Origin of the sequence: Capnocytophaga cynodegmi (assembly GCF_002302475.1) — a bacterium.
Classification (GTDB): Bacteria; Bacteroidota; Bacteroidia; order Flavobacteriales; family Flavobacteriaceae; genus Capnocytophaga; species Capnocytophaga cynodegmi.
Window position 1 is genome coordinate 1,339,275 of record NZ_CP022378.1, and the last position, 12,929, is coordinate 1,352,203.

11 protein-coding genes are annotated in these 12,929 nt (G+C 35.9%); 5 read left to right on the top strand and 6 right to left on the bottom strand.

What is annotated here, in order from left to right; genetic code table 11:
* Positions 1–99: 99 nt before the first annotated feature.
* The 5 genes from CGC48_RS05890 (at position 100) to CGC48_RS05910 (ending at position 5,368) form a co-directional block, all read left to right on the top strand.
* A complete protein-coding gene (locus tag CGC48_RS05890; protein ID WP_041991968.1) occupies positions 100–1,290 on the top strand; it encodes an MFS transporter in 1,191 nt (396 codons plus the stop codon).
* 189 nt (positions 1,291–1,479) lie between these two features.
* Positions 1,480–2,607 (top strand): Mrp/NBP35 family ATP-binding protein, encoded by a 1,128-nt coding sequence (locus CGC48_RS05895; protein WP_098029771.1) that lies wholly within the window; start codon positions 1,480–1,482, stop codon positions 2,605–2,607.
* Positions 2,608–2,626: 19 nt separating this feature from the next.
* A complete protein-coding gene (locus CGC48_RS05900) occupies positions 2,627–2,866 on the top strand; it encodes a NifU family protein (RefSeq protein ID WP_018278199.1) in 240 nt (79 codons plus the stop codon).
* A gap of 94 nt (positions 2,867–2,960) precedes the next feature.
* Positions 2,961–3,836 (top strand): M23 family metallopeptidase, encoded by an 876-nt coding sequence (locus CGC48_RS05905; RefSeq protein ID WP_041991973.1) that lies wholly within the window; start codon positions 2,961–2,963, stop codon positions 3,834–3,836.
* 41 nt (positions 3,837–3,877) lie between these two features.
* On the top strand, positions 3,878–5,368 hold the full coding sequence (locus tag CGC48_RS05910; RefSeq protein ID WP_098028843.1) for a GH3 auxin-responsive promoter family protein: 1,491 nt from the start codon (positions 3,878–3,880) through the stop codon (positions 5,366–5,368).
* Between the two features lie 138 nt (positions 5,369–5,506).
* Here CGC48_RS05910 and CGC48_RS05915 read toward each other — a convergent pair whose 3' ends face one another.
* The 6 genes from CGC48_RS05915 to CGC48_RS05935 all read right to left on the bottom strand — a co-directional run bounded on the left by CGC48_RS05915 (position 5,507) and on the right by CGC48_RS05935 (position 12,921).
* Positions 5,507–9,577: a glycoside hydrolase family 2 TIM barrel-domain containing protein gene (locus CGC48_RS05915; protein WP_098028844.1), complete on the bottom strand. Its 4,071-nt coding sequence runs from the start codon at positions 9,575–9,577 to the stop codon at positions 5,507–5,509.
* A gap of 107 nt (positions 9,578–9,684) precedes the next feature.
* Positions 9,685–10,377 (bottom strand): energy transducer TonB, encoded by a 693-nt coding sequence (locus CGC48_RS11835; RefSeq protein ID WP_232780454.1) that lies wholly within the window; start codon positions 10,375–10,377, stop codon positions 9,685–9,687.
* Positions 10,378–10,383: 6 nt separating this feature from the next.
* Positions 10,384–10,971, bottom strand: a complete 588-nt coding sequence (locus CGC48_RS11840; protein WP_232780455.1) for a M48 family metalloprotease — start codon at positions 10,969–10,971, stop codon at positions 10,384–10,386.
* A complete protein-coding gene (locus tag CGC48_RS05925) occupies positions 10,971–11,342 on the bottom strand; it encodes a BlaI/MecI/CopY family transcriptional regulator (RefSeq protein ID WP_095917733.1) in 372 nt (123 codons plus the stop codon). The genes CGC48_RS11840 and CGC48_RS05925 overlap by 1 nt, the downstream gene beginning before the upstream one ends.
* A 189-nt stretch (positions 11,343–11,531) precedes the next feature.
* Positions 11,532–12,284, bottom strand: a complete 753-nt coding sequence (locus tag CGC48_RS05930) for an acyl-[acyl-carrier-protein] thioesterase (RefSeq protein ID WP_098028845.1) — start codon at positions 12,282–12,284, stop codon at positions 11,532–11,534.
* Between the two features lie 226 nt (positions 12,285–12,510).
* Positions 12,511–12,921 (bottom strand): DoxX family protein, encoded by a 411-nt coding sequence (locus CGC48_RS05935; RefSeq protein ID WP_041991979.1) that lies wholly within the window; start codon positions 12,919–12,921, stop codon positions 12,511–12,513.
* Positions 12,922–12,929: the final 8 nt, after the last annotated feature.

The window sequence follows — 12,929 nt, forward strand, 5'->3', positions numbered from 1 at the left end:
TATTACTTTAGATTTGGTTATTTCAAATCTGAAAAAGAAAGTACTTTTGTTTTTAGTGTTTTTAGATTTACTTTTGCGTCTTCATTTTTAAAATAAACAATGGAACAAACACAATCCAAAACAAGTTATTCTATCCTTTTTGCCATAGCCATAGCTCATTTATTGAATGACTTGCTTCAAGCAGTAATCACGGCAAGTTACCCGCAGTTACGGCAAGAGTTTGGACTAACAATGGCACAAGTGGGAATTATTACGCTTTGTTATCAGCTTTCTGCTTCTATTTTTCAGCCTTTGGTAGGAAATTTTACTGACAAACGCCCAATGCCTTACTCACAGGTTTTTGGAATGTTGTTTACTACTTTAGGAATTATAATATTGGCATATTCAACAAGTTATGCTTGGGTACTTACTGCTGTTTTTCTGGTTGGTACAGGCTCTTCTATTTTTCATCCTGAATCATCACGCGTTGCTTTTTTGGCTTCGGGCGGAAAGCGAAGTTTGGCTCAGTCTATTTTCCAGTTGGGAGGAAATTCTGGAACAGCAATTGCTCCACTTCTCATCGCTTGGATTGTCATTCCTAACGGAAAAATATATGTACTTTGGTTTGTAGTTTTTGCTGTTTTGGCAATCGTAATTCTCTCATATATAGGTAAATGGAGAAGTAATTTCTTGAAGAATTATAACAAATCAGTTAAAAAACAGATAGTTATGCCTGATTTAACACCTCGTCAGGTTACAAATTCGGTGGTAATTTTGTTAGTTTTAATTTTCTCTAAATATTTCTATACTGCAGGAATTACTAACTATTTTCAGTTTTATACAATGCATAAATTTGGTTTGTCTGAAGTTCAGGCACAAGTTTATTTATTTTACTTTTTGGGTGCTGCTGCGTTAGGAACGTTGCTTGGGGGTATCTTTGGTGATAAATTTGGTCGCAAGTTTGTGATTTGGTTTTCTATTTTAGGTGCTGCTCCTTTTGCGTTGTTACTTCCTTATGTGAATCAGCAATGGACAGCTATTTTGATTGTCATTATCGGACTTGTAATCTCATCAGCTTTTCCTGCGATTTTGGTGTATGTGCAAGAATTGCTTCCCAAGAAGATAGGTATGGTCTCTGGACTTTTTTATGGTTTTGCTTTCGGAATGGGCGGACTTGCTTCGGCTGTTTTAGGAAAAATTATTGATTTGACAGATATTGAGTTTGTATACAAATTATGTTCTTTCCTGCCTTTGTTAGGATTGATTGCCTATTTTCTGCCCAATCTAAAGAAGAAAGTAAAGGTTGATTGAATTTCTTCAAATCATAAGAAGTAATTTGATTTTGTGTTTTGCTTAATTTATTTCCAAAAAAAATCTATTATTTTTAGCTTTTCAAAATAAGATTGTATATTTGCGAGGTAGATAATATATCTTCAAACTGATGTTTAATTTTAATATTTGAAAATCATCTGTTCAAAAGTAAATGATGATGTAAATAATATGCAAAAGATAGATAAAAAAAGTGTTTTAGAAGCATTACGCAAAATTACAGTTCCAGGTGAAGGAAAAAATATGGTTGATAGCGGAGCTGTACAAAATATCGTTGTTTTTGGTGATGAAGTAGTTGTAGATGTGGTGATTAACAACCCGAGTTTACAAGCCAAAAAACGCACTGAAGTCGAAATTATGAAGGCAATTCATAATGAGGTTCACGAAAAAGCAAAAGTTTTTGTAAATGTAAAAGTAATTGCTCCAGAACGTCCCGAAATTAAAGGGAAACCTATTCCAGGAATTAAAAATATTGTTGCAGTAGCTTCAGGAAAAGGTGGTGTTGGAAAATCAACCGTTACGGCTAATTTGGCAGTTTCATTGGCAAAAATGGGCTTTCAAGTAGGTTTGTTAGATGCTGATATTTACGGACCTTCAATGCCTATAATGTTCGATGTTGCTGATGAAAAACCAATATCAGTAAATGTAGATGGAAAATCAAAAATGAAACCCATCGAAAACTATGGAGTGAAAGTACTTTCAATAGGATTTTTTACAAACCCAAATCAGGCTGTAATTTGGCGAGGGCCGATGGCAGCAAAGGCTTTAAACCAAATGATTTTTGATGCAGATTGGGGTGAATTGGACTTTTTATTGTTGGATTTACCTCCAGGAACGGGCGATATTCACTTAAGTATTATGCAAGCGATGCCTGTTACGGGAGCTGTAGTGGTTAGTACGCCACAAAAAATAGCTCTTGCCGATGCACAAAAAGGAGTAGCAATGTTTCAGCAGGAAACCATCAATGTTCCTGTTTTGGGAATTGTAGAAAATATGGCTTACTTTACTCCTGAAGAATTGCCAAATAACAAATATTATATCTTTGGAAAAGAAGGTGCAAAACATCTCTCGGAAGACTTAAATGTACCTTTTTTAGGAGAAATTCCGTTAGTGCAAAGTATTAGAGAATCGGGTGATGTGGGCAGACCTGCAGCGTTGCAAGAAAATACCCCACAAGCCGAAGCCTTTGTAGAACTTGCCCGAAATGTAGTACAAAGTGTAGCGGAACGCAACAAAAGTTTGCCACCTTCCGAAGCAATAAAAATTACAACAATGGCAGGGTGTAGTAGCAAAAAATAGTATTCAAAAAATAAATAAAATGACATCAGAAAATGTAAGAGAAAATGTTTTGAAAGCCTTAAATGAAATTCGACCATTTTTACAAAGCGATGGTGGAGATATCACTTTGGTGGAAATTCAGGACGATAAGATTGTAAAAGTTAAGTTAGAAGGCAATTGCATTGGTTGTAGTGTAAATCAGCTTACACTAAAAAGTGGTGTTGAGATGACTATAAAAAAATATGCTCCTCAAATTGAGCAAGTTATAAATATTGTGTAATTTTTATTAATCAAAAGTTAGTTTTCTGAGAGTTTGTATCAGTTTTCTAACTTTTGATTTTTTAATATTCAAACGCATCTAAAAAATCTTTGAAATGAGTTCGGCAAAGGAAACCAAAAAGGAATATATCAAACGTAAATTACTGAGCAAGTATCGCTTAGTGTTTATGGATGAGGAAACTTTCGAAGAAAAGGCTTCTATGCGTTTGAGTAGGCTTAATATTTTTGTCGTTGGCTCACTTTTTTCATTATTGGTAATTATTTTAACTACTTTACTTATCATTTATACCCCTCTGAAACAATACATTTTAGGCTTTTCAGAAGTGAAAAATAAACAAGAAACTATTAATTTGGTATTCAAATTAGATTCACTTGAAAATGAAATGAAAAAGAATGAAATGTATTTGGCTTCAATCAAAAAAGTACTTACAGGCGACATTCACCACGAAGAAATTAAAAAAGATTCACTTTACGAGGCTTACAAATTTGACCCAAAATCGATTGATTTAAGCCCAAATAAGCAAGATTCATTATTACGCCAAGAAGTCGCTGAAGAAGATCGTTATAACGTTTTTGAAAAGGCTCTTTATCAGAATAAAGAAATTTTGTTATTTCCACCTGTTTCAGGAGTGATTTCTAACGAGTATCGTCCACAAGCACGTCACTATGGTATTGATATTGTGGCTCCTGAAGGAACGGCAGTAAAGTCCGTAGCCGACGGAACTGTTATTTTTGCTGAATGGACGATAGCTACAGGAAACGTCATCATTATTGAGCATAAAGGGAATTTGGTATCGGTTTACAAACATAATGCTTCAATGGTAAAAAAACAAGGTGACCAAGTTAGGGCAGGGGAGGTGATTGCCACTGTTGGTAATACGGGTGAATTAACCACAGGACCGCATTTACATTTTGAACTTTGGAGTAACGGATACCCAATGAATCCGAAAAGTTATATTGAGTTTAAGTAGTTCAAAATAGGGAGATTAATTGTAAGATAACTGCTTGAAGAATGTCACTAAAATCCTTTTTAGCCAAAATATTTGCCGCTTCGGTAAGGAAGAAAATCGACCAATGGGCAAATCGTCCTGTCGAGACCCAAGAAAAAGTCTTTCAAGAACTTATCCAAAGTGCCAAAAATACCCAATTTGGGAAAGACCATCATTTTCAAGAGATTATTTCACATTCCGATTTTGTGAAAAATGTTCCCATTCGCGATTATGAAGCCTTCAAACCTTACATTGAGCGAGTTGTGGAAGGAGAAGAAAATGTACTTTGGCAAGGAAAACCCATTTATTTTGCCAAAACTTCAGGGACTACCAGCGGAGCGAAATACATTCCCATTACTAAAGCCTCGATGCCTTATCATATTCAGGCTGCTCGTGATGCTATTTTATGCTATGTTCACCAGACCCAAAAAGCTGATTTTGTCAACGGAAAAATGATTTTCTTACAAGGAAGTCCTGTTTTGGAGGAAAAAAATGGCATCAAATTGGGGCGTTTGTCAGGAATTTCGGCACATTACGTTCCTAAATATTTGCAAAAAAACCGAATGCCGTCGTGGGAAACCAACTGCATTGATGATTGGGAAACCAAAGTAGATGCCATTGTTCAAGAAACTCAAAATGAGGATATGACGGTTATTAGTGGCATTCCGTCGTGGGTTCAGATGTATTTTGAGAAACTTCGGGAAAAATCGGGAAAAAATGTGGGTGATTTATTCAAGAATTTTCATCTTTTCATTTACGGAGGTGTAAATTACGAGCCTTATCGACAAAAATTTGAACATCTTATCGGAAGAAAAGTAGATAGTATTGAACTTTTTCCAGCTTCGGAAGGTTTTTTTGCCTATCAGGATAGCCAAACGGAAAAAGGAATGCTCTTACTGCTGAATTCAGGTATTTTTTATGAATTTATCAAAGCAGACGACTTCTTTTTTGAAAATCCAAAAAGATTGACTATCAAAGATGTAGAGATTGGGGTAAATTATGTGATGATTATTTCAACCAATGCAGGATTGTGGGCGTATAATATTGGCGATACGGTGCAATTTACTTCAACCAAGCCGTATCGGGTGGTAGTTTCGGGTAGAATTAAGCATTTTATTTCTGCTTTCGGCGAACACGTTATTGCTAAGGAAGTTGAGGAAGCGATTCGTAAAGCTACAGCAGGAACAGATATTCGCATTACCGAATTTACGGTTGCTCCTCAGGTAAATCCCGACCAAAACGAATTGCCTTATCACGAATGGTTTATCGAATTTGAGAATGAACCTGCTGATTTAAAGTCGCTTGCATTGAAAATCGATGCTCTGATGCAAGAGCAAAATTCGTATTATTTTGATTTGATACAAGGTAAGGTACTGCAACCGCTGAAAATTACGCAAGTGGCAAAAGATGGTTTTTCTGATTATATGAAATCGTTGGGTAAACTCGGCGGACAAAACAAAGTACAACGCCTTGCCAACGACCGAAAAATTGTGGAAAAATTGAAATTGGTATAGAAAGTGAAATATTGGCGATGTATTGAAATTTTCAATCTATCTTACGGAAAAATACCTAACAATATTTTAAACCAAAAAAGATAAATAAAAAACCTCAGAAATTTTCTGAGGTTTTTTATTTAGTATTTTCGAAAATTTTTACTCTTCTAAGACTGAAAATTCTGCTCCTGAAGCAAAATCTTGATTGTAAAGCTGTGTTAGTGACGTAAATCGGATATAACGGGCTTTGACAGGTTTTTCCAAAAGTACTCGTTTGAGTTCCGCACTGGAATCAAATGTTCCCTTTTGAATTTCAGTCCAATTTTTGCCATCTGTGCTTACCGAAAAACTGTATTCTTTCACTTTGCTACTCCAACTATCGTAAGGCAAATACGTAAATCCTTTAATGGTACGTATTTCGCTCATATCAAAGTCCACCCAATGCGGATATTTCGCCACTGTAACTGAGTACATCGTGTGCCATATTGTATTGGGATTACCATCAACTAAGTTCTGAGCATCACCTTCGCCTGATTCCTCACTACTTGCAGAAATTACTCGGATAGGAATATTTTCTATACGATTGAAATTCATTTCTACTTTTGAGTCTGGTTTTCCTTCAAACCAAGCGGTTACTTTTCCTCCTTTTCGTAGTGGAATGGGTAGATTATATTTTGAAGGTTTTCCTTTTCCGTCAATGGTATAAACGATTTTAGCAAACTCGTCTGCTGAATTAATACTCACATTTCCAAAATAATCGCGTGAAATGGAAATAGGAATTTCCCCTGACACCTTTACGCTTACCATTGCTTCGATATTTCCACTACGAACAGGACGAATCATAAAACCCGTGATATGCGAACCTCCTGATAAAACACGATCTTTTGAAAGAGGTGCTCCTTGTCCGCAACTGTTTCCGCCTAAGCCTGTTACAGCAATGTCTAAATTCAGATATGTGTCCTTAGCTTTAGGCAATTCGTGTGGATGTCCTGCTAAAATCATATCTTTTGCTGTGTATTGTAATGCAGAAGCCGACATTGGCTCATTCGGAATGAAAATCGCTCCATTTCCTTGATTGTCAGTAAGCGAAATCCAACGTACTTCTTCGTGATTGCCCATATCTTGTGGTTTTGGGAAATGTACAAATTCGTCTTTCACTTTGCCTGAAAATTGCTCAATAAAAGCTCCCGTTTTTCGGTCGTTATAGTTATCGTGCTTTCCACGTCCGTAATAAGTTAAGTTTTCGTACTTCTGCGGAATAGTCATCACGTATCCTAAGCGTGGTAACGTCAGCCACAAATCGTTAGACGTAATAGCCGATTGCAGTTCTATACTTCCGTCAGGATAAATCGTATATATCTGATTTGTAATAAATTTGAAGTCTTTTTCGCCAAATTTTCTATCGGTTAATTCTTCTATTTTATTTTTTCCTGAACTTGTCCCTCCGTGAATTTTTGCTGCATTCGGAGCTTGTGAAACCACTGTGAAATATACGGAAACTGAGCCATTTTTATTTTCAACTACTTTGTTGGAAGTGGCATTGTGTTTCAAATTATGTAACCCTTTTTCAAACCACTTTTCATAAAACCAATTATCGTTATTCACGAAAGCCCGTAGTGCATTGATTTGTGGTCCGTTGCCGTCAGTGATAATACTTTCATTTCCGTATTGCAGACTAAAAATACTTCCTGTTTTGGTATCGAATTTTGCCGTAAAATTGCTGTTTTTCAATACTTTCAGATTTCCTTCATCAGAAAGTTCAATTTTCTCGCCTTTGGCAATTTGCAAAATAGAAGGTCTTTGTGTTGCTGATTTCAACAAAAATTGTTCTTCTGCTTGAACATATCCTTTTTCTGCCCAAGGTTTATCTTCTTTCAATTTGAATTGAATTTTTAAGAAATATTCCGAAGTGGGTTTTAAATTCGATGCTATATTGGCAAGTACCAATGCTTTTCGTGTTCGAGGGGCAATTTTATCTGTACTAAATTTTTTCCTTTGGATTTCTTTTCCGTCTTCATAAATAGCATATTCTCCCTCATAATCAGACAAATCTTTAAAATAATTTTTATTAAAGATTTCAACGATTTTTCCGTTTTTAACTTTGCCTCCGTCTAACGATTCCAAAGGTTGAGAAATAACTTCTTGTAAATCTTTAATTGTAACTCCAACATATTGATACACTTTTTTCACTTCGTAATATTGGGGTTTGGGCGTCATATCCGCGAAAATAATTCCGTTCATAACAAACTGACCATCATTAGGATAGTCGCCAAAATCACCTCCATAAGCAAAATAGCGTTTGCCGTCTTTGGTGTAATTGTACATCGCTTGGTCAATCCAATCCCAAATTGCACCACCGCAAATGAAATTGCTCGACTCAATAGCTTCCCAATAATCTACCAAATTTCCAACGGCGTTACCCATTGAGTGAGCGTATTCCGAAATGTGGAACGGAAATTTTTCATTAGTTTTTCCTTCTGCTCTTAACTTAACTTTACTAACGGCAGGATATTGGTCTGAACCCATATCAACAATATCGTTATTTCGCTCATACTGAACGGGTCGCGAAGCATCAAATTTTTTCAGAGCGTTGTAAGCCGTAACGAAGTTTTCGCCCGGTCCTGCTTCATTTCCGAGCGACCAAATGACAATCGAAGGACTATTTACCGTAGCGTGAGCCATTTCCAACACCCGAGCAACGTGCGCTTTTTCCCATTCTTTGGGGTGTGAAAGCGATTCTTTTCCGTAGTAATACTGATGCGATTCGATATTCGCTTCATCTTCCAAATAAATGCCATATTTGTCGCACAAGTAGTACCAATATGGGTCGTCAGGGTAATGTGAGTTTCGCACGTGATTGATGTTCGCTTTCATCATCAATTTTACTTCGTCTTCCATTTGTTGGCGTGTAATGGCGTGACCTACAGACGGATTGGTTTCGTGACGATTTACTCCTTTGAATTTCACCGTTTTTCCGTTTACGTAGAAATATCGTCCCGCTTTGCCAAATTCGTCATCTTCGGCTTTGGTGTCTTTGATTTCTACTTTTCGGAAACCTGTATAAGTTGAAATGGTTTCTACGACTTTGCCTTTGGCATCTTTAAGCTGAGCCACCAAAACGTAACGATGCGGAAATTCACTCGACCATTTTTTCAGATTTTCTAACGGAAATTTCGTTTTAATGACTGATGATTTTTGAGAAGAAATATCAAATGAAGCAGAAAAAATCGGTTTTCCAACTTCTTTATTTTCATCAGAATAGAGTTTGTTTTCGTATAATGAATATTCTATTTTGTAGCCTTTGGCTTGTTTTTTGTCCAAATTGCGGATTTCTGCCGAAATGTTCAATTCTCCGTTCAGGTAGTTTTTATCTAAATCAGGAATTACTTGCAAATCACGGATTTGTACTTTTGGAACGGAAGTTAAAGCCACCGTACGGAAAATTCCCGCCAAACGGAACATATCTTGAGCTTCAAGGAACGAACCATCGGAATTTCGGTACACTTCCACCGCAACCGTGTTTTTGCCTTTTTGCAGATATTTGGTAATGTTGAACGAAGCCAAATTGCGTGAATTTTTCGAAAAACCAACGTATTTTCCGTTTATCCACAGATAGAAAAAGGAATCCACACCATCGAAATTGATAAAAACTTCACGATTTTTCCAATCCTGCGGAATGGTAAATTCGCGTCGGTACGAGCCTACTTCGTTGCGGTATTCATAAGTTGTCCAATTCGTTGGTGGAGTTCGCATTACGCCTTTTCGCCAATCGTCCACTTTACGTTCGTGGTAGAAAATCACAGGCTGATTGACGTAAATTGGTACGCCATATTTTAGGGTTCCATCTTTTTGAATGCCGTAAATATTCCAATTGGAAGGCACAGGAATTTCCTCCCACGCAGTTACGTCATAACTCGGTTTGAAGAAATCTTTCGGACGTTCATCAGGTGTTTTTACCCAATAAAATTTCCAATTTCCGTTGAGCGATTGCCAATATTTGGAATTTTTGGGCAATACTTTTCGTGCCGACTGTTTATCAGCAAACGAGAAAAAATAGGCTTTGGGCTGCTCTTTGTTAAGTGAAAGTTCCTCCACCGATTCCCATTCCTTGCCTGTGGGAGCTTGTTGGTCGCCATAAGCATAGCCAAGGAGAGGCTGCTGTTGAGCGAAAATAAAATTGGAAAATACCAATCCTACAATCAAACTTACTTTGTTAATGTGTTGTATCATAATTTTAGTTGAAAAAACAATTCGCACAAAGGTAATGAAAAAATTGACGGTTTCCAATGAAAAAACAAAGCTCGAAAAATATTAATTTCTCAAGCTTTGTTAGAATTTTACGGTGTTAATTTAAAATTTATCGGGTAGACGAATGTTACTGCAACATTCTTACCTTGGTGTTGTCCAGGAATAAGCTGAGGTAATGTTTCTATGAGGCGTTTTGCTTCCTCTTGAAGCACTTTTTCACCACCCTTCATTGATTTTATAGAAACTTTTCCGTCTGTTCCAATACTAAAAAGGATATTTACTCTACCTTGTAGGGATTTTTCAGCTGCCTCTTTCGGATATTTGAAATTACGTGCTATGTGTGCATCTAATTCTTTTTTGAAGCATTCAAAACTTTCACTTTCAGAAACATTTTTACATTTTTGGAAACGAGGTGTTTTATCCACTTTCATAAAAGGAATAGTGTCATTCACGACTTGATTATTTGTAAGATGAGCTTCAGCTACTGAAATTTTTGGAAGGCTTTCCGATAGATTATTTTGTGGGGCATTACCTGCCGAAAGCATCAGCACTGAAACTGCCAATGCAGGGATTGCCAACAAGTATTTTGACATTCCTTTTGTCGATTTTTGTTTTTGTTGTAACATACTTAGTCTTCGTTTGATAAGTTTGGGAGCAGACCAATAACTGGTAAGTAAATCAATCTTCGTTCCCAAAGCTTGGTTGATAAGTGTTTGATAATAATAGTTTTGAAACTTAGGGTAGGTTTGCCTATCGGCTTCAAATTCGTGTGCTTCTACCAATCGTTTCTAATAGAAATACAACAACGGATTAAACCAAAAAACAATCTTCATCAGTTCCAAAAACAACAAATCAAGCGAGTGCCACTGCTTTTGATGCACTTTTTCGTGTTCAATAACACAAGTTTCTTCCGCTTGTTCTTTGCCTACATAAATGTTATTCATAAATGTAAAGGCTTGGGTCAAATCCTCTAATAGGAAAATACGAGTTCCGTTCAGAACCACCCGTTGTGAACGGTTCAATAGGTGGTTCAACCGTATTATTTTTATGATGAAAAGCAATCCGAAGCATACTGCCCCGATACCGTAAATCATTTCATACCAATTGATAGCATTCGTGTTGGAAGCTATAACCATATTTTCTGAATTTGTATTGGCATAGGCGACAAATTCTTCCAAACGGATAGCCGCTGTAATATTATCGTTTGCCAAAGAAATCGGGAAAAAAGGCAATGTTAATGAAAGTGCAATTCCCGATAGCAGGAAAAAGCGATTTATCCTAAAATAAGGCTCGTTTTTGAAAAACGCTTCGTAAAGCAATAAAAACAAAAGCTGTACGAACATCGTTTTAACTGAATATATTAAAAAGTTTTCCATCACTTTTCCTTTTTAAGTTTTTGTAATAGGTCTTCTACATCTTTTAAGTCGATGTCCTTTTTTTCAACAAAGAAAGAAAGCATTGATTTAAAAGAACCTTTAAAATAATTTTCAGCCAAGTCTTTAAGTGATTTGTGACTGTAAATTTCCTTCGATACTATTGGAAAATAGATAAATCCTCTACCTTGTGGCTCGTGACTGACAAATCCTTTATTTTCCAATATCCGAACCACTGTTGATACTGTGTTGTAGGCAGGTTTGGGGTCATTAAGTTGTGCAATGACATCATTGACTGTACCTTTACCCAATTGCCACAATACTTGCATAATTTCTTCTTCAGCTTTAGTAAGCGTTTTTATAGATTGAGACATTAACTTATTATTTTTATACGGCAAATATACAAACTATTTTTTTAGTTACAACTATTTTTTTAGTTTTATTGCGTAAAAAAAATTTGATTCTAAAAAAACAGAATCAAATTTTATGGTTATTAAAAATTCATTTACAATTACTTACGATTTGTAAAGTAATTAATTTTATTTGCTATAAAAATGTATTGCTTAAATTTTTCCTGCAATACTTCTTGAAATAAAGGCAGGTTTGCTTCCTCCTACTTTTTGTGCGTAAAAATAAGATTCTACATCTTCTGAATTTGGGTCGACTAATTTATGTTCACTTACATAGCCTTCCATTTCATCATCAAAAAAAGTTTCAGATAAGAAATTAATATCATATTCTTTAATGATGTAATTCTTATTATTCTCCAACGAAACCATATCCAAAGCCCATTGGGTGTACTTAACGTTATTCACGTGTGAGTTCACATCTAAATCGCTAACTTTTACTTTGAATTTATTTGACAAAGTCATTGATTCAGGCAACGTTATTCGTTCTGTTTTAAAACCAAGTCCTCCATCGGTTCGAGGCATAAAAATATGCTGAGTTTCGGAAATATCAATTGGTTTTCTCGATTTTATATCAAGTGTTATCCAAGTACTTGCACATTCTCCTATTTTTCTGTCATTAGAAAAAAGTTCGAATTCACGAAAAGCATACACACCTTGTACAGGTAATGACCACGTTTTGATGGTAACTTGTTCATTCCATTTAGGATAATAAAACATTTTTAATTTCTGTTGAATTAAAGCCCAAAAGAAGCCTTTTTTCACTAAATCTTTATATCCGAAACCTAAATGAGAAGCGTGCTCAGCAGCAATATCTTGTAACATTCCTAAAACACCATACAATCCTAATTGATTGTTCAAATTGATTTGTGTGCTTCGTACTTTATAATTTTCTGTAAAAATTTGCATTTGTGTAGAACTATTTTTTCAAATTTTGAATGCAAATTTAATATAAAAATGCGATTTATAGTATCTCTTTTTGTAAAATTACTTCATTTATAATTTGTTGTTTCGTATTAATCATAACGTTAAGGTAATAAGAGGGAAAGATTTTCTTCTAAATAAACACATTGATGATTTTTCATACAAAAAAACGCTCCTTGTGGAGCGTTTATAATTCTGATTTTATTTATTTTTAATCCCACTGATTATTCGTGGATAGAGCGTATTTCCCACCGCCCGTAAAGGCTAATGCCAAGGCTCCGAAGAGGAACAATCCTGCAAGTTCTGCTACCCAACCGCCATGCTGCGTGAGGGCAAAAAGGTTGTCGTACCCTAAGAATAGAATCATCAAACCTGTGGCTGCCAATACCAATGCCGAGATACGCGTACGGAAACCAATTACGATGAGTAGCGGTGCAATAATTTCTCCCACAAAAACACCATAGCTGATAAACGTTGGTAATCCTTTGGCTTCCAAAAGCGACTGAATGTACCCCAACGCTCCTGAGTTCAGTAATTTATGGATTCCGTGTGGAATCATTAGCAATCCTACGGACAGACGAAGAATTAAAAGTCCTAAATCTTTGTTTTGAAATATGTTCATTGTACTTT